General features: G+C 65.9%; 27 protein-coding genes and 1 tRNA gene. 12 read left to right on the top strand and 16 right to left on the bottom strand.

The window, feature by feature from the left end; all coding sequences use genetic code 11:
• A partial coding sequence (locus QSJ34_RS16405; RefSeq protein WP_285577289.1) for a hypothetical protein occupies positions 1–226 on the bottom strand: 226 nt, incomplete at its 3' end.
• Positions 227–912: 686 nt separating this feature from the next.
• Here QSJ34_RS16405 and QSJ34_RS16400 point away from each other — a divergent pair.
• Positions 913–1,632, top strand: coding sequence for a response regulator transcription factor (locus QSJ34_RS16400; RefSeq protein ID WP_285577285.1), 720 nt, complete (start codon positions 913–915; stop codon positions 1,630–1,632).
• A 119-nt stretch (positions 1,633–1,751) separates the two neighbouring features.
• On the top strand, positions 1,752–2,192 hold the full coding sequence (locus tag QSJ34_RS18600) for a bacteriohemerythrin (RefSeq protein WP_420798868.1): 441 nt from the start codon (positions 1,752–1,754) through the stop codon (positions 2,190–2,192).
• A gap of 217 nt (positions 2,193–2,409) precedes the next feature.
• Here QSJ34_RS18600 and QSJ34_RS16390 read toward each other — a convergent pair.
• Positions 2,410–2,486, bottom strand: a tRNA-Arg gene (locus QSJ34_RS16390).
• A gap of 17 nt (positions 2,487–2,503) precedes the next feature.
• On the bottom strand, positions 2,504–3,733 hold the full coding sequence (locus tag QSJ34_RS16385) for an FAD-dependent oxidoreductase (RefSeq protein WP_285577281.1): 1,230 nt from the start codon (positions 3,731–3,733) through the stop codon (positions 2,504–2,506).
• Positions 3,734–3,774: 41 nt separating this feature from the next.
• Between QSJ34_RS16385 and QSJ34_RS16380 the strand changes: the two genes are divergently transcribed.
• Complete coding sequence (locus QSJ34_RS16380) at positions 3,775–4,995, top strand: MFS transporter (protein ID WP_285577279.1); 1,221 nt, start codon at positions 3,775–3,777, stop codon at positions 4,993–4,995.
• 185 nt (positions 4,996–5,180) lie between these two features.
• Positions 5,181–5,738, top strand: a complete 558-nt coding sequence (locus tag QSJ34_RS16375) for an OsmC family protein (protein WP_285577276.1) — start codon at positions 5,181–5,183, stop codon at positions 5,736–5,738.
• A gap of 21 nt (positions 5,739–5,759) precedes the next feature.
• Here QSJ34_RS16375 and QSJ34_RS16370 read toward each other — a convergent pair whose 3' ends face one another.
• The 4 genes from QSJ34_RS16370 to QSJ34_RS16355 are packed head-to-tail and all read right to left on the bottom strand — an operon-like array spanning position 5,760 to position 8,418.
• A complete protein-coding gene (locus QSJ34_RS16370; protein ID WP_285577273.1) occupies positions 5,760–6,509 on the bottom strand; it encodes an SDR family NAD(P)-dependent oxidoreductase in 750 nt (249 codons plus the stop codon).
• A 28-nt stretch (positions 6,510–6,537) separates the two neighbouring features.
• Positions 6,538–7,152, bottom strand: coding sequence for a DUF502 domain-containing protein (locus QSJ34_RS16365; RefSeq protein ID WP_285577269.1), 615 nt, complete (start codon positions 7,150–7,152; stop codon positions 6,538–6,540).
• Entirely contained in the window at positions 7,149–7,796 is a 648-nt protein-coding gene (pgsA, locus tag QSJ34_RS16360) for a CDP-diacylglycerol--glycerol-3-phosphate 3-phosphatidyltransferase (RefSeq protein WP_285577266.1), read from the bottom strand. The genes QSJ34_RS16365 and pgsA overlap by 4 nt, the downstream gene beginning before the upstream one ends.
• Positions 7,797–7,833: 37 nt before the next feature.
• Positions 7,834–8,418, bottom strand: a complete 585-nt coding sequence (locus tag QSJ34_RS16355) for a hypothetical protein (RefSeq protein WP_285577265.1) — start codon at positions 8,416–8,418, stop codon at positions 7,834–7,836.
• 16 nt (positions 8,419–8,434) lie between these two features.
• On the opposite strand from QSJ34_RS16355, the gene queG reads away from it, so the two are divergent.
• The 3 genes from queG (at position 8,435) to QSJ34_RS16340 (ending at position 14,007) form a co-directional block, all read left to right on the top strand.
• Positions 8,435–9,379, top strand: a complete 945-nt coding sequence (gene queG, locus QSJ34_RS16350; RefSeq protein ID WP_285577264.1) for a tRNA epoxyqueuosine(34) reductase QueG — start codon at positions 8,435–8,437, stop codon at positions 9,377–9,379.
• A gap of 87 nt (positions 9,380–9,466) precedes the next feature.
• Entirely contained in the window at positions 9,467–11,362 is a 1,896-nt protein-coding gene (speA, locus tag QSJ34_RS16345) for a biosynthetic arginine decarboxylase (protein ID WP_285577262.1), read from the top strand.
• Positions 11,363–11,481: 119 nt separating this feature from the next.
• Complete coding sequence (locus QSJ34_RS16340; RefSeq protein ID WP_285577260.1) at positions 11,482–14,007, top strand: hybrid sensor histidine kinase/response regulator; 2,526 nt, start codon at positions 11,482–11,484, stop codon at positions 14,005–14,007.
• Positions 14,008–14,018: 11 nt separating this feature from the next.
• Here the strand turns inward: QSJ34_RS16340 and QSJ34_RS16335 are convergent, their stop codons facing one another.
• The gene (locus tag QSJ34_RS16335) at positions 14,019–14,498 is read right to left on the bottom strand and encodes a DinB family protein (protein ID WP_285577258.1); all 480 of its coding nucleotides are present in this window, start codon (positions 14,496–14,498) and stop codon (positions 14,019–14,021) included.
• A gap of 119 nt (positions 14,499–14,617) precedes the next feature.
• On the opposite strand from QSJ34_RS16335, the gene QSJ34_RS16330 reads away from it, so the two are divergent.
• Entirely contained in the window at positions 14,618–15,505 is an 888-nt protein-coding gene (locus tag QSJ34_RS16330) for a 3-hydroxyacyl-CoA dehydrogenase family protein (protein WP_285577256.1), read from the top strand.
• A 23-nt stretch (positions 15,506–15,528) separates the two neighbouring features.
• Positions 15,529–15,879, top strand: coding sequence for a hypothetical protein (locus QSJ34_RS16325; protein WP_285577254.1), 351 nt, complete (start codon positions 15,529–15,531; stop codon positions 15,877–15,879).
• A gap of 31 nt (positions 15,880–15,910) precedes the next feature.
• On the opposite strand, the gene purD is transcribed toward QSJ34_RS16325, so the two are convergent.
• Positions 15,911–17,215 (bottom strand): phosphoribosylamine--glycine ligase, encoded by a 1,305-nt coding sequence (gene purD, locus QSJ34_RS16320; protein WP_285577251.1) that lies wholly within the window; start codon positions 17,213–17,215, stop codon positions 15,911–15,913.
• A 237-nt stretch (positions 17,216–17,452) separates the two neighbouring features.
• Between purD and QSJ34_RS16315 the strand changes: the two genes are divergently transcribed.
• Together QSJ34_RS16315 and QSJ34_RS16310 are read left to right on the top strand one after the other, a co-directional pair.
• On the top strand, positions 17,453–18,025 hold the full coding sequence (locus tag QSJ34_RS16315; protein WP_285577248.1) for a type 1 periplasmic-binding domain-containing protein: 573 nt from the start codon (positions 17,453–17,455) through the stop codon (positions 18,023–18,025).
• 140 nt (positions 18,026–18,165) lie between these two features.
• Positions 18,166–18,681: a protein-tyrosine phosphatase family protein gene (locus QSJ34_RS16310; protein WP_285577245.1), complete on the top strand. Its 516-nt coding sequence runs from the start codon at positions 18,166–18,168 to the stop codon at positions 18,679–18,681.
• A 22-nt stretch (positions 18,682–18,703) separates the two neighbouring features.
• On the opposite strand, the gene QSJ34_RS16305 is transcribed toward QSJ34_RS16310, so the two are convergent.
• Both QSJ34_RS16305 and QSJ34_RS16300 read right to left on the bottom strand, forming a co-directional pair.
• Positions 18,704–19,456 carry a LytR/AlgR family response regulator transcription factor gene (locus QSJ34_RS16305; protein ID WP_285577242.1) on the bottom strand — a complete coding sequence of 251 codons (753 nt, stop codon included), beginning with the start codon at positions 19,454–19,456 and terminating at the stop codon, positions 18,704–18,706.
• Entirely contained in the window at positions 19,453–20,490 is a 1,038-nt protein-coding gene (locus QSJ34_RS16300) for a sensor histidine kinase (protein WP_285577240.1), read from the bottom strand. The genes QSJ34_RS16305 and QSJ34_RS16300 overlap by 4 nt, the downstream gene beginning before the upstream one ends.
• Before the next feature lie 207 nt (positions 20,491–20,697).
• Here QSJ34_RS16300 and tpx point away from each other — a divergent pair, with 207 nt between their 5' ends.
• On the top strand, positions 20,698–21,243 hold the full coding sequence (tpx, locus tag QSJ34_RS16295) for a thiol peroxidase (RefSeq protein ID WP_285577237.1): 546 nt from the start codon (positions 20,698–20,700) through the stop codon (positions 21,241–21,243).
• 48 nt (positions 21,244–21,291) lie between these two features.
• Here the strand turns inward: tpx and QSJ34_RS16290 are convergent, their stop codons facing one another.
• The 5 genes from QSJ34_RS16290 to QSJ34_RS16270 all read right to left on the bottom strand — a co-directional run bounded on the left by QSJ34_RS16290 (position 21,292) and on the right by QSJ34_RS16270 (position 26,444).
• Positions 21,292–21,786: a 3-isopropylmalate dehydratase small subunit gene (locus QSJ34_RS16290; protein ID WP_285577234.1), complete on the bottom strand. Its 495-nt coding sequence runs from the start codon at positions 21,784–21,786 to the stop codon at positions 21,292–21,294.
• Positions 21,787–21,915: 129 nt separating this feature from the next.
• Positions 21,916–23,205 (bottom strand): 3-isopropylmalate dehydratase large subunit, encoded by a 1,290-nt coding sequence (locus tag QSJ34_RS16285; protein ID WP_285577232.1) that lies wholly within the window; start codon positions 23,203–23,205, stop codon positions 21,916–21,918.
• An 8-nt stretch (positions 23,206–23,213) separates the two neighbouring features.
• Entirely contained in the window at positions 23,214–24,413 is a 1,200-nt protein-coding gene (locus QSJ34_RS16280; RefSeq protein ID WP_285577229.1) for a CaiB/BaiF CoA transferase family protein, read from the bottom strand.
• Positions 24,410–25,318 (bottom strand): hydroxymethylglutaryl-CoA lyase, encoded by a 909-nt coding sequence (locus QSJ34_RS16275; RefSeq protein WP_285577226.1) that lies wholly within the window; start codon positions 25,316–25,318, stop codon positions 24,410–24,412. The genes QSJ34_RS16280 and QSJ34_RS16275 overlap by 4 nt, the downstream gene beginning before the upstream one ends.
• A 7-nt stretch (positions 25,319–25,325) precedes the next feature.
• Entirely contained in the window at positions 25,326–26,444 is a 1,119-nt protein-coding gene (locus QSJ34_RS16270) for an isocitrate/isopropylmalate dehydrogenase family protein (RefSeq protein ID WP_285577223.1), read from the bottom strand.
• Between the last annotated feature and the right edge of the window lie 12 nt (positions 26,445–26,456).

Genomic DNA, 26,456 nt, shown 5'->3' with positions numbered 1-26,456 from the left:
CGGACATCACCTTGTAGGCATCGAGGCTGAGGCCGGCCTTCCAGGTCATGCCCTGGATCCAGGGCAGCGCGTCGGTGTAGCCGCCGCGAAGGCTGAAGCCCTGGGCGGATTCCTTGCGCAGATCCATGGAGTTGGCATTGGAGAGGGAGAGGGGCACGCCGTTCCAGGTGGTGACGGGGGCGCCGGAACTGGGCTGGGCGTAGATGGTGCTGCTGGGGGGCGGCACGTCGCGCCAGCGGGCGGGCAGGACGTCGTAGGCGAATTCCAGCGTGAGGGCCTTCTGTCCGCCCAGGGCGTAGCGGCCTTCAACACCGAAGCCGAAGGTCTTGTTGTTGGCNGTGGTCCTCGTGGAGCGCGCCGCCGGTGACGCCTCCGTGCAGCTTCAGGTCGAACGAGAAGGGTCCGTCCGCGGACCACAGGGGGCTCGTTCCCAGGAGCGCACATAGAAGGGCGGAGCGTTTCAGGGTGTGGATGATCGTCATGGATCGTCCTCCTTGGGGATAGGGTTGGATGGGGGTGATGGGGTAATGCGTGGACATAGGTTCGGCGGGCCGTCCGAGCGTCTTCGCGAGCAGAAGCTCAGTTCGGTTATATTTTTTGCTTACGCAATTTAATTAATCTGCCAATAGAAATGTGAGACTTCGGGAGTCATCCCTCGCCAGGCCTGCCCCTTTCCCATATGACTTGAAGAGGCCCCCACGGCCTGCATCAAGAAAGAAAGACCTGTCGCTGGATGACCCCCATCTCGGGCAGAGACGCAAAGCATTCACGAGCGATTGTCATAGATCTGATCACTGCGAAGCTACCTTTGCGCTCTGTTACAACCCGTTACAATTCCGATTGGACAGCCGGAAGTCCGTGGGGACCCCTGATTCCCGCCTTCCGCGTCCCCTTCCTCTGAAAGCCCGATCCATGCAGCGAATCCTGGTGGCAGACGACGACGTGAGCCTTCGGCGCCTCCTCGTGAAGGCCCTGAAGAAGGCTGGATTCCAGGTGCTTGAGGCTGAAAACGGATCCGCCGCCCTGGCCCTTCATCGCGCCGAGCCGGCGGACCTCCTGGTGCTGGATCTGAACATGCCCGTGATGGACGGGTTCCAGGTGCTCAAGGCTCTCCGTCCCCGTGATGAAGTGCCCGTGCTCATGCTCACGGCCATGGGCCAGGAGCAGAAACGCGTGGAGGGTTTCAAATTCGGCGCGGACGACTACGTGCTCAAGCCCTTCAGCGCGCAGGAACTGGTGGCCCGCATCCGTGCCATCCTGCGGCGCTCCTACCGTTTCAGCGAATTGAAGCCCTTGCGCACGGGCCCCTTCCTGCTGGATCGCATGAGCAAGCAGCTCACCCGGAATGACGCACCCGTCGACCTTTCCCCGATGGAGTACCACGTCCTGGAAGTGCTGCTTTCCCACGCGGGAAGGCTCCTGCCCCGCCTGGACCTGCTCGATCTGGCCTGGCCCTCCGACGCCCGCCCCTCCCCACGCACCGTGGACGTGACCATCGTCCGGCTGCGCCGAAAGATCACCCTGCCCGGCGACCCCAAATGGATCACATCTTCCGGATCCCTCGGTTTCTGTTGGACCGGCGCCATCCAGGAAGTCGAACCCCAGACCCCACGCAAGGCCGGAGACGCCTGAAACCATTCAGAGGCGATCCAGCGCTAAGCAGATCGGAATGACCTCTCAAGGTTCAGATCAGAACGAAGGCTCAGCCCCATTCAAACTGCTATAGAGTCTCGCATGGAGGTTGTCGGCCCATGTGGTTTTCAAAGCCCAAGCCCGAACCTGAGCCTTCCCTTTTCATCTGGTCCGACGAGGAGCATTCCGTAGGCGTCTCGATCTTTGATCAGGAGCATGAGCGGCTCATCGCCCTCATGGGGCAGATCCACCTCGCCTTGCAGCACAAGCAGGATCGGCATCGGGCCGAGTCGCTGCTGGAAACCCTCATCCATGAAACCCAGGCCCATTTCGACCACGAAGAATCGGTCATGAGGAATATCGACTTCGCCGAGCGAGAGGCGCACACGGCTGAGCATGCGGCCTTGATCCAGCAGGCGAACGCGCTGCTCCTGAAGGTTCGGAATGGAAGCATCAGCGCCCTCGCCATCCCCAACTTCCTTAAGACCTGGCTCATGACCCACATGCGAAGCATGGATCGCAAATACGCATCCTGCATGCGACGTAACGGACTGCATTAATGCTCCAGCCGTGGGAGGTGTCCCAATCCGCGAATTCCCTGACATTCGAAAAAGGGGCTGAAGCCGGCGATTCCGGCCGAGGCCTGCGGCATCTGACAGGAAGGGATTGAGGCAAAGAACCCGGTCACCAGGGGATCACATCCGTCGCCCCTTCGGCCCAGCCAACAACCGTGCGGATAAAAAACAACCGCCACCGAATGGTGGCGGCATTTTTGAGTGGTGGTCCCGGAGCGACTCGAACGCCCGACCCTCAGATTCGTAGTCTGATGCTCTATCCAGCTGAGCTACGGGACCGCACTGAAAGAATGATTCTACCGGATCTCTGGATTCTGTCCATCCCAAAGGCGCAGGGGTTCGGTCTTGGAGGCGGCGCAAGGGCGACCGGTGAGTTCGGTGGCCAGGCGGTCCATGAGGGCCCGGGCCGTGGTGAGCTTTCCGCCCAGCACCAGGCTGAGGTTCTGGAATCGTCCGTGGCGCTCGAGCACCGCCTCGCGGCTGAGGTGGGTGGTATCGCCGCTGGAGGCCACCAGGGGACGCACACCCAGCTCCTCGGAGCGGACCGGGAGGCGCCGCCACGGAATGGCCGGCAGGTTCGCTTCAAGGGCCTGGAACAGTTCCTCCCGCTCGGCCTCCACGATGGGCACCCAGCCCTCTTCGACTTCGCGCTCGGTGGTTCCGACCTGCAGCAGGCCATCCCGCGGGATCACGAAGAGGATGCGCCCCTTGGGCCGCCGGATGGCCCAGGGCCGCTCGCAGCCGGCCACGGCATCGAACCAGAGGTGGATACCTGAGGAGAGGCGCAGGCGCTTCCGGGTTTCGCCGAACCAACGCGCCATGGCCTTATCTGTCCAGGGACCCAGCGCGAAGACCCATCGCTGGGCCTTCAGGCGTCTCAGCGTGCCGTCGCGTCGATCGCGCAGATGCAGGGTCGTCAGGTTTCCACCCGCATCCTCGAAGGTCTCGGGCTCGTGGACATCCAGGAGGACGGCCCCGCTGGAGGCGGCGAGATCCTTCGTGAGTTCCCGATCCCAGGTCATGAGGTCGGCGTAGGCCGTGGCGCCCCGGAAAGGCCCCCCCACGGCGCGGGGATCGGCTTCGAAGGTGGCACGTGGCACCCGGCCGAGCTTGAGCTCAGGAGGCCAGCCCGGCCGGTCGGCGCCCCAATGATCGTAGAGGCCGATGCCGAAGCGGTGGGCCAGTCCTTCCACCAGAAACCGATGCGGCATCCAGAAGGCCTCCCAGCGGCATCGGCGGGGGGCGATGCGGGCCCAGGTGGCGCGCTCGATCAACCCCTCGCGCATCTGGGTAATGTCGCCGGTGAGCATGTAGCGGATGCCGCCGTGCAGCAGCTGGCTCGACCATTGGCTGGTGCCGCCGCCCACCTCGCCCTTGTCCACGAGGGCGCAGGCCACCCCGCGCAGCGTCAGTTCCCGGGCCAGGGCCGCGCCGTGGATGCCGGCGCCGAGGATCGCGACTTCCGTCTCGATCACCGCGGGCAGCGTGCAAAGGCCTTCGGGAGGGGTGGGCCAGGCGTCGGACATGGAAGCAGTGTGCCGCGTCCCTGTGATTCAATGAAGCCATCATGAATCAGACACGCATCCGCTCCGTCCTCAACCTGACCGTCCTCGTGGCGGCCCTGGGCTACTTCGTCGACATGTTCGACCTGCTGCTCTTCCCCATCGTACGCCAGCCGAGCCTCACGGCCCTGGGCGTCCCCCCGGCGCTGCAGATCGAAGTCGGCGCGCGTCTGCTGAACTGGCAGATGGCCGGCATGCTGCTCGGCGGCATCTTCTGGGGCGTGCTCGGCGACAAGAAGGGCCGGCTCTCCACCCTCTTCGGCAGCATCGCGCTGTACTCGGTCGCCAACATCGCCAACGCCTTCGTCCACACCGTGCCCGCCTACGCCTTCTGGCGCTTCACGGCCGGGCTGGGTCTGGCGGGCGAGCTGGGCGCGGCGGTCACGATGGTTTCGGAGATCCTGCCGAAGGACCTGCGCGGCTACGGCACGGCCATCGTGGCGGCGGTGGGCATCTTCGGCGCCGTCACCGCCAAGCTCGTGGGGGATTTCTTCCCCTGGCGGATGACCTACGCCATCGGCGGCGGACTCGGCGTGGCCCTGCTCTTCCTGCGCGTGGGCATCCGCGAGAGCTTCATGTTCTCGAAGAAGCATGAATCCACCATCGCGCGCGGCGACTTTCTCAGCCTTTTCACCGACTGGAACCGGCTGGGCCGCTACCTCCGCTGCATCCTCATCGGCCTGCCCACCTGGTACGTGGTGGGCATCCTCATCACCTTCTCCCCGGAATTCGCGCCGGTGCTGAAGGTCACCGGCAAGGTGAACGCCGGCACGGCCGTCGCCTTCTGCTACACCGGCATCACCCTCGGCAGCGTGCTCAGCGGCTTCCTCAGCCAGGCCTGGCAGACCCGCAAGAAGGTGGTGGGATGGTTCGTCGCCGGAGCCCTGGCCGGGGTGGCCTTCTACCTGGCCGTGCGCGGCCTCACGCCCGGATGCTTCTACCTGCTGGCCGGCTACCTGGGGCTCGCCACCGGCTACTGGGCTGTTTTCGTGACCGTGGCGGCCGAACAGTTCGGCACCAACCTCAGGGCCACCGTCGCCACCACCGTGCCGAACTTCGTTCGCGGCGCCGTCCCCCTCATCACGGGGAGCTTCCTCTATTTCCGGACGGGCATGGGCCTGGTGGGATCGGCCTGGCTGGTGGGGGCTGCCTGCTTCACGCTGGCCTTCGTGGCCCTCTGGGGCCTGCCCGAAACCCACGGGCGCGATCTCGACTTCGTGGAATGACCTGCCCGCTGGTTTGAATTTTGCGACCTTGATTCAAACTCAAACCGACCCATGTTGGGAGCCTTCATCCTCTGGACCCTGGGCGACAAAGCCAGGTATCCGAGTGGATGTCCTTATGCGCTTCCATCGCGGCAGCCTGCGGGCAGGCTGTGCGGCGGCGGACGCCGTTTCCCACAGGAGGATCCATGGGCAACACCGCAACCCTTCGCAACGGCGTGAACGTCGAGGAGCTCAACGCCCTCGTCTCCCGCGTGCAAGCCAATCCGGCCCTGGGTAAGTTCCAGTTCAGATCCAAAGCCAAGTGGATCAACCGTGCTCATTCCCACAGCACTTTCGATTCGCTCTATGGGGCGGGCATGAACCACAAACGCGCGACGCCGCTCTTCATCGAAGGCGATGAACCCGCCGCCCTGCTCGGCACGGACCTCGCGCCCAACGCAGGAGAAGCGGCCCTCCATGCCCTGAGTTCCTGCCTGAGCGTCACCTACGCCTACACCGCTTCGGCCATGGGCATCGACATCGCCAGCCTCAGCTTTGACCTCGAGACGGATACGGATCTGCGCGGCTTCATGGAGCTCGACAAGAGCATCCGTCCAGGTCTTTCCCAGATCCGCGTGAAGGTCAACCTCAACTGCAACGGAACCCCGGAGCAGATCGAAGCGCTGCACGCCCAGGTGCTGAGGACCTCCCCGATCTACGACACCTTCAAGAACCCGGTGGATGTCCAGGTCAGCACCAGCTGAGCCGCCCATCGGGTCGACAACCTAGTAGACCGCGTCGGCGCCACCGTCGATCGTGATCACGGTCCCCGTGGTCCAGCTGCTCTCGTCGCTCAACAGGTGGGCGGCGAGGGCGGCGACGTCGGATTCAGCGCCCAGGCGCTTCAACGGATTCACCGCCGCCAGGCGCGCCAGGTCCTCTTCCGGGTGCGCGCTGGCAGCCAGCCTTGCCTGCACCATGGGCGTCAGCACCGGTCCCGGCGCGATGGCGTTGCAGCGGATCCGGCGCGGTGCCCATTCCAGCGCCAGCACCTTGGCGAGCATGTGGATGCCGGCCTTGGCGACGCTATAGGCGGCACTGTCCGGGATGGCGCGGATACCGATGTTGGAACCCACCAGCACCACGCTGGCGCCCTCCTTCAACCTCGCATCCAGGTGATGCGCCATCAACCAGGGGCCGCGGAGGTTCGCCGCCATCACGGCATCGAAATCACGGATGGAGGTGCTGGCCACCGAGCCCGTGCGGAGTTCACCCGCCGCCAGGAACAGTCCATCCAGCGGTGCGCAGGCCTGCGCAAACGCGGCCACGGCATCATCGTCCGCATGGTCGAGGGATACGCACATCGCCTCGGGAAGGGTTTCCCGAAGGGGCTCCAGGCGACGCCCCACCAGGATCAGTTCCGCTCCGCGCTCGCAGAACATCCGCGCGGCGGCGCGGCCGAGGCCGCTGCCCGCTCCCGTGACGAGGATCCGTTTCCCGTCGAGGGGCTTGAACTGGGATTCCGCTGCGCTCAAGCGAACCCTCCATGCATGAATGACCGCCTCAGCGGCTGCGGGACGTTTCGGGCACCACCACGCCGCCACTGACGGCCCAGGTCAGGGCCTGGTCGGCGCTCAGAGCCACGGGCCGGATCTTCGAGGCCTCGAGCATGATCACGTAACCGGAAGTCGGGTTGGGCGAGGTGGGCACGTAGACCGCCACCATGGACTGGCCGTCGGGAATGGCCCAGGAGCAGTCGCGGCTCGCCACGAACCCCAGCGTGAAAGACCCCGGGTGGGGCCACTCCACGAGCACCACATCCTTGAAGCTGCCGCCCTGCCCCGATTGGATGGCGCCCATCAGCTGCCGGGTCGCGCCATAGATCGTCTTGACCACGGGCACGTGCATCATCAGTTCGTCCAGCCAGGCCAGCACCTGGCGCCCGATGAAGTTGCCCACGAGGGCACCCACCAGCAGGAGCAGGAACATGGTGGCCAGGGCCGAGAATAAGGCCAGGGCCCAGGTCGGCGGATCCGGCACGTGAACCAGGTGGGCCAGCCAGGTGAGGGGTCCCCGGAAGATGCCGATCAGTGCCGTGAAGATGCCCTTGAGAATCCAGAGGGTCACCACCAGCGGCAGCAGCGTAAAAAGGCCTGCGAGGAGATACTTTCGGATCATTCAGTGTCCCCTGGTCCAGTCAGATGGCTGTTTTCGGCCATGATGCGCGGTCCCACCACCTTCCAGAAGCCGTGGAAGTACGACACCGCGCTCCAGATGGCCAGGATCACGGCACCCCACAGCAGCAGCACGCCCATGCCCCAGAAGAAGGTGTAGGGACGGTTGAGCTGGATGAAGAAGCGGAAGATCTCCTTGTGGGTCCATTCGTACAGCCAGTAGTCGAGGCGCGGGCCCAGGATGAGGCACGAGATGGCCGCCACCTGGAAGCCCATCTTCCATTTGCCCACGGTGCCCGCGGGAATGGTCAGACCCTCCTCGCTGGCGATGCCGCGCAGCCCCGTGACGGCGAACTCGCGGGCCAGGATGATGAAGGTCATCCAGGCGGGTGCCAGGTTCAGATCCACCAGTGAGATCAGCCCGCCGGCCACCAGCAGCTTGTCCGCCAGGGGATCCAGCAGCTTGCCCAGGGTCGTCACCTGCTTCCAGCGGCGGGCCAGATAGCCGTCCAGCCAATCCGTGATCGAGGCCACCCAGAACACCACCACGCCGATGACTTCGTGGTTCGTCACCTTCGTCATGAGGACCACGACCAGGACCGGAACCATGAGGATCCGGGCAAGAGAGAGAAGGTTCGGAAGGTTCATGGGCTGGCGTTCGGCTCCACTTCCAGCCTAACGCCATTTACAGAACGGTTACGCCGCCCCGGATGAGGAGCTTCTGCCATCCCTCGTCGGGGACCACGTCGAACCCGCCCGTCTCCTGGCCCCCGAAGGCCAGGCTGGAGGCCGACACGTGCACGGGGATGCCCCTGCCCTTCAGGCCTTCCAGGATGGCCATCGCCCGCGGGTCTTCGAGCAGTTCCACGGCCTGGTGGGCCAAGCAGAGCCAGGGTGTGCCCGATTCCAGATGAGAGAGGGTTTCCAGGAGCAGACGTCTGCCCAGGGCCCTGTCCCCGGGGGAGAAGGCCCCCCGCAGCAGCAGGACCGGACGCGGCGTCGGTGCCACTGGAGGCGCAGGGGCCGCCGCCGAGGCCAGCGGAACCGGGCGGGCCCCCTGGGCCACGTGCAGTTCCCAGGAGGCGCCCTGCCGGACCTGGCGGACGGTGCGGCCCTGTTTCTCGAGAAAGCCGCTGACGTTCACCCGCACCAGGTCATCTTCGCCCTGGATCCGCAACGGCTCGCCGGGATGGTCGTTCAGCAGGCCCCGCAGCTCCAGCAGAGCCTGGAAGACCGTGACATCAAGCAGCTCGAGGGTGAGGATATCCATGGGAGGTGGCCTTCACGTGCCAGTTGAACACCCGGATCCACTGGCGTTCAAGGCCTGGCTTCACGACGAGGTCCTCGCCGGAGGCTTTGCCGTGGCGGGTTTCGCGTCCTGCGCGCCCTTCGCCGAAGAGGAAGAACGGCTCCAGGCCTGGTTCCGGGAGGGACGCGGCGCCCTGCTGCCCTATCTGGATCCCGCCACCCTGATGGATCCCCGGAATCTCTGGCCCCAGGCCCGCACGGCCCTCGTGGGCTTCTTCCCCTATGCCCGGCCCGATGCGGTACCGGGCGCCGCCCCGGGCAGCCTCAAGCTGAGCCGCTATCTCTGGGGCATGGACTACCACATGATCCTGAAGCCCCGCCTCACCCGGCTGCTGGAGGCGGCCCAGGCCCGCTGGCCCGGACTCGAAGGCCGGGTCTGCGTGGACACGGCGCCGCTGCTGGAGCGCCAGCTGGCCGCCCGGGCCGGCCTGGGCTGGCAGGGCAAGCACACCCTCCTCATCGCCGGCAAGGGCGGCTCCTGGGGCTTCCTCGGCGTGTTGCTACTGTCCGTGGACCTGCCCCTGGACGAACCCGTGGTCACGGAATTTTGCGGAAGCTGCACCGCCTGCCTGGACGTCTGTCCCTCGAACGCCCTGGAGCCCTTCCGTCTGGATCCGGCCCGCTGCCTCACCACCTACACCATCGAGACCGAGACCGAACCGCCGCCCGACATCGCCGCCGCCCTGGCCAGCAGCCGCTGGGCCGCGGGCTGCGATGCCTGCCAGGAGGCCTGCCCCTGGAACCGGGCCCCCCTCTGGGGCGACCCGGCCCTCTGGGGTGGTCCGAGCCCGCTCCACACGCGGTCTGCGGAGGATTTGCCCCGGGGCGCGGCCCAGTGGCGGAAGCTCACCCGGAGGAACGCCCTGAGGCGGGTTCGGGACCGTCATTGGCGAGCGACTTTAGGCCGGATCCTGGGCGCCTAACAATTTCATTGGAAGTGTTGGGCTTTTTTCCATATAAACAATCTTCCGGCCAAAGGTGGCCGCCCCGATTTTGAGGAGGCCCCTCGGATGCCCATGAAGCACTGGACGGTCCAGGACGCCGCGACCCTGTACGGCATCCGCGAGTGGGGCAACGGCTACTTCGGCATCAATGCCAAGGGCCATCTGGAGATCACGCCCACGAAGGACGAGTCCCTCAGTTGCGACGTCTACGAGATCGTCCAGCACCTGAAGAAGAAGGGCATCCGCACCCCCGTGAACCTGCGCTTCCCCCAGGTGCTGGCGCACCGGGTGATCGAGGTCAACGAGGCCTTCCGCCACGCCATCATCGAATTCGGCTACGAGGGCGGCTACCAGGGCGTCTACCCGGTGAAGACCAACCAGACCAAGGAAGTGGTCGAAGAGATCATCCGCGCCGGCAACAAGTACCACTACGGCCTGGAGGCCGGGTCCAAGCCCGAGCTGATGATCGCCCTCAGCATCGACCTGCACCCCGAAGCCCTCGTGCTCTGCAACGGCTACAAGGACGAATCCTTCATCCGCATGGCCCTGCTGGCCCGCAAGGCCGGGCGCAAGGTGGTCATCACCGTCGAAAAGATGACCGAACTGCCGCTCATCCTCAAGGTGGCCAAGGAGCTCAAGGTCGAGCCCCTCATCGGCCTGCGCGCCAAGCTCAACGCCCAGGGCTCGGGCAAGTGGGAGACGAGCGCCGGTGATCACGCCAAGTTCGGCCTGACGACGCGCGAGATCCTCGACGCCATCGAGGTGCTGGAGAAGCGCGACCTGCTGGACAGCGTCATCGAGCTGCACTTCCACATCGGCAGCCAGATCACCGACATCCGCAAGATCAAGTCGGCCATGAAGGAGGCCACCCGCATCTACGCCAAGCTCCGCAAGATGGGCGTGCCCATCCGCTACCTCAACGTGGGCGGCGGCCTCGGCGTGGACTACGACGGTTCCAAGACCACCTTCAGCAGCTCGATGAACTACACCATCGCCGAGTACGCCGCCGACGTGGTCTACACCACCAAGGACATCTGCGCCCAGGAGCAGGTGCCCATGCCGGATCTGCTCAGCGAATCCGGGCGCGCCATCGTGGCCTACCACCAGGTGGTGGTGGTCGACATCATCGGCCTCATCGACACCACGCACACGAAGTACACCGTGACGCTCACGGGCAATGAACCCCAGATCCTGAAGGAGCTGGCCTACACCCGCGACAACATCTCCGTGAAGAACTTCGCCGAGATGTACCACGACGCCATCACCCAGAAGGACGAGCTGCTCACGCTCTTCAACCTGGGCTACCTGAGCCTGGAGGACCGCAGCAAGGGCGAGACGCTCTTCTGGGAAGTCTGCCGCAAGCTCTCGCGCATCCTCAGCAGCAAGAGCCTGAAATACGTGCCCGAGGAATTCCAGGATCTCAACAAGAGCCTGGCCGATAAGCTCATCGCCAACTTCAGCATCTTCCAGACCATGCCCGACCACTGGGCCATCGAGCAGCTCTTCCCCGTGATGCCCATCCACCGCCTGAAGGAAAAGCCGGGACTGTCGGCCACCCTCTGCGACATCACCTGCGATAGCGACGGCAAGATGGAGAAGTTCATCGACCTGAAGGATGTGCGCGACGAGATGCCCTTCCACGAGCCCCGGGGCGGCGAATCCTACTACCTGGCCTTCTTCCTCACGGGCGCCTACCAGGACATCCTGGGCATGCGGCACAACCTCTTCGGCGCCCCCAACGAAGCGCACATCGTCGTCCACGAGGACGACACCTTCAAGGTGCAGCACATCGTGAAGGGCGATACGGTGGATCACGTGCTCCGCAGCGTCCACTACGATCCCAGCGTGCTCATCCAGGGGCCCCAGACCAAGCGGAAGACCAGCGTGAAGAATGACGCCGCAGAAGCCCTGCGCGGCCTCCTCACGCAGGAGCGGGATCTCCACACCTACCTGGAGATCTAGACCGCCGAGGCACGCGCAATCATTCCCGGCCCAGGTCGAGTGGATTGTCATGCCTGGCCCGCCATGGGCCGACAGGAAGGTAGGCCCCCGCGGGCCGACCCCCCACAGGCTTTCCATCCATGCGTGCCGCACTCCGATTCACCTGGTTCTTGCGTTTCCCCCTTTGGCTCAAAGTGGCGGTGCTCCTGCTTCTGCCCTATGCCGGGTGGATGGCCACCTATCCCACCGGCCCGATCGCGCGCGTGCTCGAACTGGGCTACCTCATGGCCCTGCAGGCGCTCACGATCTGGTCCCTTCAGCGGGCCTCCCGCCGGGCTGAGGCGCCGCCGGCCTTCAGGGCGGGCCTCCGGTGGTTCGCCCTCGCCTGGCTGCTGATCTTCCTGTCCACGGTGGCCCTTCCCCTGACGGCCATCAGCCAGAACACCGCCTTTCCCATCGGTCCGCCGGATGTGGGCTACCTGGCCGCCTACGCCTTCTTCTTCCTCGGATTATCGCGGCTGCCCCGGGCGGAACCACCACTGCCGGGGCGCCTTCGCATCTTCCTGGACGGGGCGGTCTTCGTCGTGGGCGTCGGAGCCCCTCTCTGGCTCTTCACCGTGCGGCCCGCCTTCGCCCACGGGCTCAACATCGGGTCCTTCCTCGCCTCGGCCTACCCCACCCTGGCCTTCCTCGGCGTGATGTGCCTCAACCTTGTCCTGCTGCGCTGCAAGCCCTTTCCGAGCCGGGCCGCCTACCACCTCCTCCTCGTCGGGCTCGGCATCTCCTGGCTGGCGGATCTGATCTTCAGCCTGCAGATCGACAACCGGGCGATCTTCATCGGTCTGAAGTTCTGGGGCAACATCATCAACGGACTGGCCCTGGTGCTGTGCCTGGCGGGGGCCTGGCGCCTGGAGCACGATCCCGTACCTGAGCATCCGGTCCGGCCGGTATCCGTCAGCCCCGTGCCCATGGTCACCATCGTGCTGGTGAGCCTCTGGCTGGTCCGGCTCGTGGGACGGGGCATGGATGGCCCCACCCTGCAGGGCGTGCTCTTCGGCGTGCTGCTGCTGATTCTCGTGCTGCTCCTGCGCGAAACGCTGGCGCTCCGGGACAGCATGCGGCAGGGCGTCGAGACCGCCACCCTCGCCATGCAGGCCCGCTTCGAGGCCCTGGTCCGCCATTCGTCGGATCCCATCCTCGTCACGGACGCCCAGGGCCGCATCGTGTTTTCCGATCCGGCGGCCCTGCGTGCGACGGGGCTCACCACCGGCACCCTCGAAGGGCGGGACCTCCTGAGCCTGCTGCATCCGGACGACCTCCAGCTGGGTTCCGACTTCCTGCAGGTGCTCATCCAGGCCCCGGAGAGCCCGCATGTCCAGAGCGTCCGCGTGGGCTCCCCCGGCGGCCCCTGGCGGCTTCTGGAAATCTCCGGTTCCAACCTCCTGGCCGATCCGGCCGTTCGCGGGTTGGTGCTCAACGCACGCGACATCACCGAGCGGCACCGCCTGCAGGACCAGCTGCGCGAGGCCCAGAAGATGGAAGCCGTGGGGCGGTTGGCGGGAGGCGTCGCCCACGATTTCAACAACCTGCTCGGCGCCATCATGGGCAACCTGGGACTGGCCGAAACCGCGCTTCCCGAGAATCATCCCGTGCAGAAGGATCTGGCCCGCATCCAGGGCGCGGCCACCCGCGGCGCGGCCCTCACCGGGCGCCTGCTGGCCTTCTGCCGACGCGAGGCGCCGGAATCGAAGGTCGTCGATCCCGCAGCCCTCCTGCGAGGCGTCGCCCCCTTGCTGCTGGGGCTCATCGGCGAGCGCATCCAACTCCAGCTCCACATCGCCCCGGATGCGGGAGCCATCACCGTGGATCCCAACGATCTGGAGCAGGCCCTTCTGAACCTGGCGGCCAATGCCCGGGACGCCATGCCCGAGGGCGGCTTCCTCACCGTCAGCCTGCGCCGTTCCACCGCCGAGGATGCCAGCGCGTCTTCACACCTCAGCACCGCGGCCTCGGATCGTGTGACCATCGAGGTGACGGACACGGGCCAAGGCATGGATGAGTTCACCCAGGCTCACCTGTTCGAACCCTTCTTCACCACCAAGGGGCCCGGCCGCGGCACGGGGCTTGGCCTGGCCTCCGTCTACGGCATGGTGAAGGCGGCCCATGGCGGCATCGACATCCTGTCCAGCCCCGGCCAGGGCACCACCATCCGCCTGCAGTTCCCGCGGACCCAGGGCCAGCCGGAGCCCCAGGAAACGTCCGCCCGGCCGGCCCGAGTCCCCGGCACGGAAACGGTGCTGCTCGTCGAAGACGAGCCCGCCGTGCGCGAAACCACGCAGCGGATCCTCGAGGCCCACGGCTACACCGTCCTCGTCGCTTCCGACGCCAGGGATGCGCGCCAGCAGATCCAGGTCCACCCAGGTCACATCCACCTGCTCCTCACGGACGTGATCATGCCTGGGGAAAGCGGCCCCGCGCTCGCGGCCGATCTGGTGCGGGCGCACCCGGATCTGCGCGTGCTCTACATCTCCGGATACACGGCGGACGAACTGGGCCCCCACGGATTGGCCCGGCCCGACGCGCCCCTGCTGCGCAAACCCTTCACCATCGAACAACTCACGGAAAGGCTCAGGGCCGTCGCGGAAGGCCCCGCGGGCCGCATCTGACCCGCGTCTGATCAGGGCCAGATCGCCTCGGGCTTTCCCTTCCAGAGCCAGATGATGTAGTCCACATTCTTCGGCGCCCCGCCCAGGGCCTTGATCCGCATCATGTTTTGGCCCCGGTGGTGCTGGGTGTGCAGACAGACCTGCAGCAGCGCGTCCGAGACCGGGATCACGCAGGGAGGCTCTGGAAACCAGGGGATGCGCACCGTGCGGGCCAGGGAGGCCGGATCCAGGCTGTGGCCCAGGGCCTTGAACACCTGGTGGACCGCCTCGCAGCGCGCCTTCAGCGCATTGAAATCCGGAAGCGGCCCCTCGGACATCGACACCGCACCCCCCTTGAGCACCTGCAGGAAGGCCTCCTGGGTGGACACGAGGTGATCCGTGCGGCGGCGCAGATCCTCATCCTCGAGGGCCCCGGACTTTCCCCAGGCGCGGAAGAACATCGCGTCCGCCCAGGCCTGGTGACCCAGCAGATCCTTCAGCGGGCCCAGCATGGTTCCTCCTGGCAACGCGGGAATTCTACCGGAGGTCTACGACCCGCGCCCGGCGATTTCCCGGAGAATGGAAGGCCATCCATTCCCCAACAGTCAGCCCGAACCATCTGGAGGCACACATGGACATTCAGCGCGTCGGCGTCGTCGGATGCGGACTCATGGGCTCGGGCATCGCCCAGTGCGCCGCAGAAGCCGGGTGCCAGGTCTGGGTGAGGGAGGCGGAGGCCGCCTTCCTCGCCAAGGGGCTGGCCCGCATCCACGGCGCCTGGGACCGCGCCGTGGCCAAGGGCAAGGCGACCGAGGCCCAGCGCGAGGCCTGGAGGCAGAACCTCCATGGAACCCTCGAATTCACGGCCCTCGCCGACTGCCAGTTGGTGGTAGAGGCCATCCCTGAACGCCTCGACCTCAAGCTGCAGACCTTCACGGAGCTGGACCGTGTGCTCGGCGAGACGGCCATCCTCTGCAGCAACACCTCCAGCCTTTCCGTCGCCCAGCTCAGCCCTGCGCTGGCGCCCCACCGCCTGCCCCGCCTGGCGGGCCTGCACTTCTTCAATCCCGTGCCCGCCATGCCCCTCGTCGAAATCATCCGCACCCTCGGCACCGGCGAGGACACCCTCGCGGATCTGAGGGGCTTCGTGCAGAAGCTCGGCAAGAGCGCCGTCATGGCGCCCGACGCGCCGGGCTTCATCGTCAACCGCCTGCTCGTGCCCTACCTGCTGGACGCCATGCGCTGCGCCGAGCAGAAGCTGGGCACGGTCGAGGATCTGGACACGGGCATGAAGCTGGGCTGCGGGCACCCCATGGGGCCGCTCCACCTCAGCGACTTCATCGGCCTCGACACCATGCAGAGCGTGGCCGAGGTGCTCTTCGAGGCTTTCGGCGAACCCCGCTTCAAGGCCCCGGCCCTGCTCCGCCAGCTGGTCGCCGCGGGTCGTCTGGGGCGCAAGACCGGGTCCGGATTCTACCGGTGGGAGGGTGAAAAACGCATGGAGGCGATGCCGCTGTAACCCGGCCGAGGTAGGCTGTGGGCGTGCTCGATGTCCTGCTGATACCCGCGGCCCTGCTCCTGGCCCTGGCCCTCCGGGCGGTGCGCCGCGGCGAATACCGCCTGCACGGGCACCTCATGACGGGGGCCTTCACCGTGACGGGGCTGAGGCTCCTGTTGCACCCGAGGGACCTGGCCCACCTGCACCTGGGCCTCTGGGCCGCCCTTTTCGCCGCGTCGGGATGCACGGTGCTGCTGGGCCGCAGGGCCCTGGCCTGGCGCGAGGCGCGCAGCACCCGCACCACCCTGCCCCGCATCCACCGGGCCTTCGGCGCGGCCACCCTCATCGGCCTGGCCCTCATCACCTTCATCTGGTTGTTGCGGTCGCGGGGCTAGGGGGCTTAGGGCCGAACCGCCGCCGCCGGGTTCACCAGGAATCCTGGACGGTCTTTCCCGCCAGGGCATGGCGGAGGGCCTTGAGGCCGATGTCGCGGCGCACCTGCATGCCCGGCCACTGCACTTCAGACAGGGAAGCCTCGATGGCAGCGCGGGCCGCGGCCAGATCCGGCGCGGACGTCGCGAGGTTCATGACGCGCCCGCCATTCGTCACCCACTGGCCATCCTGCTTCTTGGTGCCCGCATGGATGAGGGTGACCCCGGGCGATCCGATGGCGATGGACACGCCTTTTTTGGCGCCTTCGGGATAGTCTTCGGCCGCCAGCACGACGGCGATGGCCGTGTGGGGCTTGAGCCTCAGATTCCGGGCCACCAGGCGGCCCTCGGCCACTTCCAGCAGCAGGCTGGCCAGGTCCTCGTCCAGCAGCTGCATGAGCACCTGGGTTTCGGGATCGCCGAAGCGCACGTTGTATTCGAGGAGTTCGGGTCCCGCCGCCGTCCACATGACGCCGAGGAAGAGGACGCCGCGGGCCGCCAGGCCGTCCTCCTGCAGGCCCCGCACCGTGGGCTCCACCAGTTCGGTGCGCATGCGCTCCACATCTTCGGGACGCAGGTAGGGAATGGGGCCGAAGGCCCCCATGCCGCCCGTGTTGGGGCCCAGGTCACCTTCGAAGATGCGCTTGTGATCCTGGCAGGCCGGCAGCATCGCGTAGGCCGCGTGATCCGCATCCACGTCCACCAGCACGTGCAGCGACAGTTCCATGCCCACCAGGGGCGCTTCGAAGACCACGGTACGGCTGGCTTCGCCGAACTGGCCTGCCATGAAGGCGCGGAAGGTCTCCAGCGCCTCGGTCTCGTGGGCCGCCAGCACCACGCCCTTGCCCGCGGCGAGGCCGTCGGCCTTCAGCACGATGGGGTATCCGTAGGGCCATTCGCGGATCAGCGCCTCGCCTTCGGCCAGGGCGGCCACCGTGTGGCTGGCGGCGCAGGGAATGCCATGGCGCTGCATGAAGGCCTTGGCAAAGGCCTTGCTGCCTTCCAGCCGGGCCGTGGCTTCGTTGTGGCCGAACACGGGAATGCCCAGGGCCCGGACCGCATCGCCCACGCCGGCCACCAGGGGCAGTTCGGGGCCGGCCACCACCAGGTCGGGGCGGTTCGAGGCGCACCAGGCGGCCACGGCCGCCGGGTCTTCCAGGTCCAGCTTCACGCAGGCACCGAGTTCGGCCAGCGCGTCGCTGCCCGGCGCCGAAATCAGGTCCACGGCCTGGGCCGAGGTCTTGAGCTTCAACGCCAGCGCATGTTCCCGGCCGCCTGAGCCGAGGAGCAGGATCTTCATTGGAACCTCCCGGAACCTCCAGTATCGCCGAGCCCGGCCCGGGGCTGGAGGAGAAAGCCGACGCGGTTCACCCCTCGAAGGCGACCTTCCACCCAGACCAAACCCGTTCCGCCCCGGATCCGTGGCCCGCGAGGGCGGCACCTCCGATCCTGTTCGACATCACCCCCGCCCGGCGTTTCCCGCTCAGGGCTCTTTCTCATCCTGCTGCCAGAGGCAGCCCTTCTTTCCGGAGGCACCATGTTCAGCCTGTCCAAGTCCCTCGGTGTGGCCGCCATCGCCCTCGTCGGCTTTGCCCTCTCCGCAGAGGATTTCCAACCGCTTCTGAAGACCGTCCAGACCACCTGGCCCGAAAAGCAGCACATCGGCGTGATCTGCAACTTCCGGGCGAGCGAGGATCAGGTTTGGGATCTGGCCCGGGCCGCCGGGCAGGACGCCCACATCACCGTGATCGATGCCCGGGCCATGGACCAGTCGAACGTCGCCGCCACCATGCTGGCGGATCACAAGGTGGACTACGTGGTCCTCTTGCCCAAGGATCGCTACTTCTGTGACGGCTCCTTCGGTGCCACGAACGCCGTGAAACGCCTGGCCGACCTGGGCGTGCCCGCCATCGCCACCACGCCGTCGGGCCTCAAGCAGGGCGCCGTCTTCAGCATGGGAGAGGGGACGGAAGGCCAGCTGCTCGTCACCGACAAACTCACCGGCACCGTCGACGTGCTCCTGCCTCACCCCGACAAGATGAGCCAGAAGGCCAGCCTCGTGCTGCGGCGCGAAGGCATGGCGACGGTCTCGGTCAGCAAAGTCGAGTAGCTGCCCGAATTCAGAAAGAGGCCCGGCCCCGCCGGGCCTCTTTCTGTCTGTCTATCGACCGGATGGGTTGTGACCCCCTCCATACAATCAAACCTGGATCAGCAGACTGGGGTGCGTAGCCTTGGGATCGGGAGGCCAACTTGCCTCATTTCGCCCATCTGCTGCTGCCCATCCTGGTCCTGTCGCCGCTCCTGGCGGGTACATCGGAATGCGCCATTCCCGGAGCCGTCGAGATGAGGCCCGGGGTCTTCATCCTGAAGGGTGGGGCCACGCCATCCCTCTATCCGGCCCTCACGCGCCAGCGCATCACCCACATCATCGATCTGCGGGCGGATGGTGAGATCACGGCCGAGTCGGCCTTTCAGTTCACCCTGCTGCAGGACATGAAGATCCAGTACATGCGCTATGCGACGAGCCACGTTCCCCCCATCGTGGATCTCGATTTCGTCCGGACCCTGCTGAAAGCCTTGCCCGCCGGATCACGCATCGTCGTGACCTGCGTCAACGGGAATCGTGCTGCCGCTGCCGTGTGTCCGTGGCTGGTGCTCGATCAGGGGATGGAAGTCGAAGAAGCGATGACTGCTTCCAGCCGGGCCGGCCTGCGCATGGCGGAGACTGAGGTGGTCATCCGGAAATACATGCGCGACCGCATGTGATCCCGGCCTACCTTCCCTAGGTTCAGAGCCATTCCCCGATCTGCTCGCGGAAGGTCCGGCTCAGGGTGAGCCGGGTGCCGTCGCGCATGATCACCAGGTGGTCGCCGCCCGTCCAAGGTTGAAGCTCTTTGATGCAATCCAGGTTCACGATGGCCGAACGGTGGATGCGCCGGAACTGGGCTGGATCCAGGCGCCCCAGCAGGGCCGTCATGGTCTGGCGCAGCAGGTACGAGGTGCCTTCCACATGCAGGCGCACGTAGTTGTCCTCAGCCTCAACCCACTGGAGGGCGTTGGTCCTCACGAGGACGTGGCGTTCCCCCTGCTTCACCAGCAGCCGATCCACCCAGGGGCGTTCCTTGCGAAGCCCCGCGAGCAGGGCCTCGAGATCCGGCGCCTTCTGGGTCGCCTGGGGCGCGCACCAGCGGCGGGCCCGCTCCAGCGCCTGATGGAAACGCTCGGGCGAGAAGGGTTTGAGCAGGTAGTCCAGGGCGTGGACTTCGAAGGCGCGCAGGGCGTGCTGATCGTAGGCCGTGATGAAGAGGGTGGGCGGCATGTGGTCCGCGCCCACGGCCTCGACCACGCCGAAGCCGTCCAGCTCAGGCATCTGCACATCGAGAAAGACGAGGTCCGGCGAATGATCCTCGATGGCCTTCACCGCTTCCAGGCCGTTGGCGCACTCCTGCACGAGGCTGATGTCCGAGGCCCGGCGGAGCAGATCCCGGATCCGCTGACGCGCCAAGGGTTCGTCATCCACCACCACGGCCCGCAGGTTCATGCCTCGCCCTTTTCATTCGCCAGGGGCAGCCGCAGGACCACCAGCGTGCCGCGACCCGGGGCGCCCAGGATATCCAAGTGGTGCCGCCCCTTGTAGAGCAGGCCCAGGCGGGAACGCACATTCGCCAGGCCCACGCCCTCCCGGCCGGGGACGAAGCCCTCCCCATCATCCTGAACTTCCAGCACCAGGTATTCCGGTTCCTTCCGCGCGCGCAGGTGCAGCAGGACGCCTTGGGGCCGGTCGGCGAGCCCATGTTTGAGGGCATTCTCGACGAGAGGCTGGAGGATGAAGCTGGGCAGCCGGCACTCCATCAGCTCGGCCGGGATCTGGGTCTCGACCCGGAGCCGGTCCTGATAGCGGACCAGCTCGATGGCCAGGTAATCCTGGATGAAGGCCAGTTCCTTCCGCAGGGTCACCAGCTGATCGTGGGGGGCATCCAGGGTGGCCCGGAGGAAATCCCCCAGACGGCTGATCATTTCATCCGCCCCCTCAGGGTTGGAGTGGACGAGAGCCGAGATCGAATTCAGGGTGTTGAAGAGGAAATGGGGTTGCAGCTGCATCCGCAGGGCCAGGTTCTGCGCCTCGGCGAAGCGGGCTTCGAGCCGGGCCGCCTCCACCTCGCGCGACTTGTACTTCCGGTAGATCCGCAACCCGTGGAAAGAAGCCACCACCGCCCACATGAACAGCAGGTTCGTGTGGAAGTAGTTGCGGTAGAACTTGGGCAGGCCCTTCATGATCATGGGCATGCCCCGTTTGATCGAGGCCATGTCCACGTGGCTCCACCCGAATGACTCCATCAGGATCGTGATGCAGTAGGCGACGAAGAGCCCGAAGGCCGCCACGATCACGCTGACCACCAGATGGAGCCCCCAGGTCGGCCATTCCTTCCATGCGAAGCTTTCGATGGGCTTGCGGTTGGCCAGCCAGATCAGGAACAGGCCCAGCAAACCCCAGGCCCCGTTCTGGAGCAGATTCAGGATCAACAGCCGCAGCAGGGGGCTCGCCGGGTACAGGACGAAGTCCCAGGTGGTCATGTAGACCCCCATCAGGGCCCAGATGCCCCAATACCAGCCCCACTTCGGTCCCCCGTTTACCATGCCCAAAGCCTAGTTGATCGAAGGGGTTCCCACCAGGGAGGCTGGGGCGAACCGGTGGATTCCGGGGGTGACCGTCCGCGAGATCAAGAACCTGCTCACCGGGTTCCGGCGATGGGAGTAGGATGGGCCCGCCGGGAGGACCCCATGGCGACCCTCACCCTCAACGGGAACCCCATTCATACCTGCGGCGAACTGCCCCTGCCGGGACATGCGACGCCCCCCTTCACCCTCACCCGCACCGATCTCAGCGAGGTCAGCAGCGTGGACCTGGAGGGAAAACGGGTGGTGCTCAGCATCTTCCCGAGCCTGGACACGGCCACCTGCGCCCAGAGCATGCTCACCTTCAACGCCCTGACCGCCGACCTGAGCGACACGGTGCTGCTCTGCGTGTCCATGGACCTGCCCTTCGCTCAGAACCTCTTCTGCGGGACCCAGGGCCTGGAGCGTGCGGAGCCGGCCTCGGCCTTCCGCCATCCCGAATTCGGCCAGGCCTTCGGTGTCACCCTGGTCGACGGGCCCATGCGCGGCCTCTTCGCGCGGGCGGTGGTCTCGCTGGACGAGAACGGTACCGTGCTGCACACGGAGCTCGTGCCCGAGCTCACCCGCGAGCCGGATTACGAGCTGGCCATCCACGCCATCCGCAACCACCACCACCCCTGCCCCGAAGACGCCCTCGAGACGACGGAGTAAACAAGATCGCCCGGCAGGTGCCGGGCGATCTCGTCATGGCGAAGGTCTTCAGGCCTGCTTGGCCATCAGACGGGCACGGGTGTAGGGGATGAGTCCACCCGCATCCATGATGCCTTTGCGCGCGGCGGGCAGCTTCACCTGTGCGAAAGCCTTGCCCGTGGTTTTGTTGAACACCTGGTCAGCCGTGATCTCCAGCTCGTCGCCCTCGCTGGCCTCGATGCCCGGGCAGATCACGACCTGCAGGCCGAGGTTGATGCTGTTCTGCAGGAAGATGCGCGAGATGCTTTTGGCCACCACGGCCACCTCGTGGCCCTTGAGCGTGGAGCAGGCCTGCTCGCGGCTGGAGCCGCAGCCGAAGTTCTCGCCGCCGACGATGATCGATCCCGCCGGAAAGGTCTTGGCCTTCAGTTGCGCGTTGAACTCCGTGCGGTCGAAGAAGGCGAACTGGGGCGTTTCCGTGGGCAGCACCGTGGCCATGAAGCGGCCCGGGTAGATGTCGTCGGTGCTGATGTCGTTCTCGAGCTTGATGATGACCTTCGGCATGGGAGTCTCCGTCTAAAGGAAGGCTTCACCACGGAGACACGGAAAGCACGGAAGCGTCACGGAGAAGAAGTCCATTCATTGGTTTTCTCCGTGTTCAGTTCTCAGTGCCCTCCGTGCCTCCGTGGTGGATCAGTTCGAATTGCGGGGATCGGTGATGACGCCGGTGATGGCCGAAGCGGCGGCCACGGCGGGGCTGCAGAGGTAGACGAAGCCCGTGGGGTTGCCCATGCGGCCCTTGAAGTTGCGGTTCGTCGTGCTGAGCGCGGTCTCGCCATCGCCCAGCGCGCCCTCGTGCACCCCCAGGCAGGGCCCGCAGCCGGAGTTCATCACCACGGCGCCGGCCTTCATCAGGTCATGGATGAGCCCCTTGTCCAAGGCCTTCGCAAAGATCTTGCTGGAGGCCGGGAACACCAGCATGCGCGTGCCTTCGGCCACCTTCTTGCCGCGCAGGATGTCTGCGGCCTGCTCCAGATCGTCGAGGCGGCCGTTGGTGCAGCTGCCGATGACGATCTGCTGGATCTTGGTGCCCAGCACCTGATCGATGGGCTTCACGTTGTCGACCATGTGCGGGCAGGCGATCTGGGGCGCCAGATTGGAGACGTCGATCTCCACCGTCTGCACGTAGGCCGCGTCCGCATCCGGCGTGACGCAGGGGATCGCCTCCGTGACGCCCGCTTCTTCGCGCAGGTAGCGCACCGTCTCCTCGTCACCGGGCACGATGCCCGACGTGGCGCCCGCTTCCACGCTCATGTTGCAGATGGCGATGCGGCCGCTGGTGCTCATCTTGCGAATGGTCTCGCCGTGGAATTCCAGCACCTTGAAGTTGGCGCCCTGGGCCGTGAGCTTACCGATGAGGTGCAGGATCAGATCCTTCGGGCCCACCATGGGCGGGAATTCGCCCTTCACCACCACCTTGATGGTCGCGGGCACTTCAATGTTGACGGCGATGCCCAAGGCCCAGGCCGAAGCCATCTCCGTGGCCCCCACGCCGAAGCTGAAGGCGCCCAGCGCGCCATGGCTGGTGGTGTGGGAATCCGTGCCCAGCACCACGAAGCCCGGACGCACGTAGCCGTATTCGGGCAGGATCTGGTGGCAGATGCCGCCCACGTCGCCGCGCACGTCGTGGAACTTGGTGATGCCGTTCGCCTTCACGAAGTCGCGGATCTTCTTGTGATTGGTGGCGGTCTTCGGCGACTCCGCGGGCACGCGGTGATCGAAGATGATAGCGATCTTCGAAGGGTCCCAGACCTTGGGTGCCAGGCCCGTGCCCTGGAACACCTCCTGGAACTGGTTGATCACCAGCGCCGCGTTCTCGTGGGACATGGCCAGGTCCACCTGGGGCTCCACCACGTCGCCCACCTTCACGGAGGGTAGGCCCGCCGCCCGGGCCAGGATCTTTTCAACCACCGTCATACCCATACGACCTCCTAGATGACGCCTTTGGATTTCAGTTCAGCCTGCTCGCCTTCGGAAAGCCCCAATGCCCCATAGATCCGCGCGTTGTGCTCGCCGAGCGCGGGGGGCGGCGCGTCCACCGAGCCCGGCGTTTTGTCGAAGAGCGCCGTGAGGCCAAAGACCTCCACCTCGCCGACGCCCGCCACAGGCACCTTCTGGAGCACCTTCCGATGCTGCACCTGGGGTTGGCGCAGCGCCTCCTCCAGGCTGAGGATGTTCCCACTGGGCACATCCTTCGCGTTCAATGCTTCAACCCAGAAACCGGTAGGTTTCTGGGCCAACCGAGCTTCCAACAACGGTGTCAACGCCCCACGGTTCTTCTTGCGGGTGTCGCGCTCCTGGAAGCGGGGATCCGTCTTCAGTTCAGGAAGGTCGAGCACGTCGCAGACGGCCTCCCACTGCTCCTGCTTGTTGGCCGCGATGTTGATGTGGCCGTCCTGGGTCCGGAAGGTGCCGCTGGGTGCCGCCGTGAAGTTGTCGTTGCCCATGAGCACGGGCTGTTCGCCGCCGATGAGCAGGTTGGCCGCCACCCAGCCCATGAGGGGCATGATGCTGTCCAGCAGCGCCACGTCGATGAACTGCCCTTCGCCTGTCCGTTCCCGGTGGAAGAGGGCCGCCATGACGGCGAAGGCCGCGTTGAGCCCGCCCACCGTGTCGCAGACGGGAAAGCCCGTGCGCAGGGGATTCAGTCGCTCGTCGCCGTTCACCGCCATCTCGCCCGAGAGGCCCTGGATGATCTGGTCGTAGGCGGGCTTGAGGGCGTCCGGCCCCGTCTGGCCGAAGCCCGAAATGGCGCAGTAGATGAGCTTCGAATTGATCTCTGCCAGCGCCTTGTAGCCGATCCCCAGACGGTCCATGACGCCGGGACGGAAGTTCTCCACCAGCACGTCCGCGTCCTTCACCAGCTTGCGGAAGAGCTCCTTGCCCTCGGGCGACTTGGTGTTGAGCGTGATGGAGAGCTTGTTGCAGTTCTGGGCCAGGAAGCTGGTGCCCATGAGCTTCTTGTTCAGATCCGGAAGGATGCCCAGCTTGCGGGCCAAGTCGCCGTCTTTCGGGTTCTCCACCTTGATGACCTCGGCGCCGAGCAGCGCCAGGTGCAGCGTTGTGAAGGGCCCGGACAGCACGTTCGTGAGGTCCAGAACCTTGATGCCTTCGAGGATTTTCTTGCTCATGCCATGGCCTTCGATTGAATGGGGCCGGTCTTGTAGACACAGCCGGGAAGTTCGCGACCGAAATGACGGGCCACATCCTTGCTGACACCGATGAGGGCCGCCAGGTCGATGTCCAGACGCTGGCCCGTGCGCTGCAGGCCATGCACCAAGTCCTCCGTCGCCACGTTGCCCGCGGCGACCTTGGTGAAGGGGCAGCCGCCGAGCCCGCCGAAGCTGGTCTCGATGGCCCTGGCGCCGGCCTCCATGGCCGCATAGACGCTGGCCATGCCCAGACCGTAGGTGTCGTGGATGTGGGCAGTGACTTCGGCCGCCGGATCCAGTTCCAGCACCTCCTGCACGTAGCGGCGCACCTGAGCGGGATGGGCGTGGCCCGCCGTATCCGCCAGGCTGATGGAGCGCAGTCCCGCGTCGAGGTAGGTGGAGACGATGCTCATGACACGCGCTTCGTCGATGGCGCCCTCGAAGCCGCAGCCGAAGGCGCTCTGCACGCTCACCTGCACCTTGCGTCCGGCCTTCTTGGCTTCCAGCGCCGTGGCGATGATGCGGCGGGTGGCGTCCTCCGTGCTCATGCCGGTGTTCTTGCGGCTGTGGGTGTCCGAAGCCGACACGCCCATGCAGATGAGCTGTACGCCCACCTCCAGGGCCCGCTCCAGCCCCTTCTCGTTGAGCACGAGGCCCGACAGCAGCGCCCGGTGGGTTTCCTTCGAGAGGATGCGGAACAAGTCATCGGTATCGGCCATCTGGGGCATCTTGTCGCCCCGCACGAAGGAACCCACCTGGACGATGTCCACACCCGAATCCGCCACGCGGCGGATCCAGTCCAGCTTGATCTCCCTCGGCACCACCGCGCTTTCGGCCTGCAGACCGTCGCGGGGACCGACTTCGTGAATGAGGATCGACGTCATGGGAGCCTCAGAGCTTACGCGCGATGGCCTCGCCCATTTCGAGCGTGGTGGCCTGGCCGCCCATGTCGTAGGTGCGCACCTGGCCATCGGCGATGACCGCGGCCACGGCCTTCTCGAGGCGGCTGCCCTTATGGGTTTCGCCCAGCCAGTCCAGCATCATCTTGGCGGCGAGGATGGTGGCGATGGGGTTCACCTTGTACTGGCCCGCGTACTTCGGCGCGCTGCCGTGGCTGGGCTCGAACACGGCCAGCTTTTCGCCGATGTTGCCCGAGCAGCCGAAGCCCAGGCCGCCCACCATCTGGGCCGCCAGGTCGCTGACGATGTCACCGAAGAGGTTGGTCGCCACCATCACGCCGTAGTTCTTCGGGTTCTTCAGCATCCACATGGTGATGGCGTCGACGTTGGCATCGTCCATCTCGATACCTGGGTACTCCTTCGCGATGCGCTTGCCCGTCTCCAGGAACATGCCCTCGGTGGCGCGCACGACATTGGCTTTGTGGATGACCGTGACCTTGGGATAGCCGAACGTCTTGGCGTATTCGAAGGCCGCACGGATGATGCGGTCGCAGCCCTTCATCGTGTTCACCTTGCAGGTAATGGCGAACTGGTCGCCCGGCAGGTCCGCGAAGTGGCCGAAGGGCTTGCTTAGCGCCTTGAGCGTGGCCTTCAGCTCGTCGGGCACGGGGCTGAACTCTACGCCGGAATATAAGTCTTCCGTGTTCTCGCGGAAGATCACCATGTCGATGCCTTCCTTGTAGTTCAGCGGGTTGCCCGGGTAGGCCTTGCAGGGCCGCAGGCAGGTGTAGAGGTCGAACATCTGGCGCATGCGCACGATGGGGCTGCGATAGATGAGCCCCTTGCCCTTCAGGGCGGGCACCAGTTCAGCTTCGGCATCCTTCACAGGCTTGGAGGTGATGGCGCCGAACATGGCCGCATGGCTGTTCTTCAGCAGGTCGATGGTGCGCTGGGGGAAGGATTCGCCCTCGGTGCACCAGAACTCCCAGCCGATGTCCCCGTGGGTGTACTGGGCGTCGAATTTCAGCGCGTCGAGGCAGATCCGCGCCGCCTCCATGACCTCGACGCCGACGCCGTCACCGGGCAACCAGGCGATGTTGTATTGGCTCATGATCGGCTCCTC

It is taken from the genome of Geothrix limicola (genome assembly GCF_030268085.1).
Taxonomy (GTDB): Bacteria; Acidobacteriota; Holophagae; order Holophagales; family Holophagaceae; genus Geothrix; species Geothrix limicola.
Note: the sequence above shows the minus strand (reverse complement) of the source record. Positions and strands in the feature narration are given on the sequence as shown.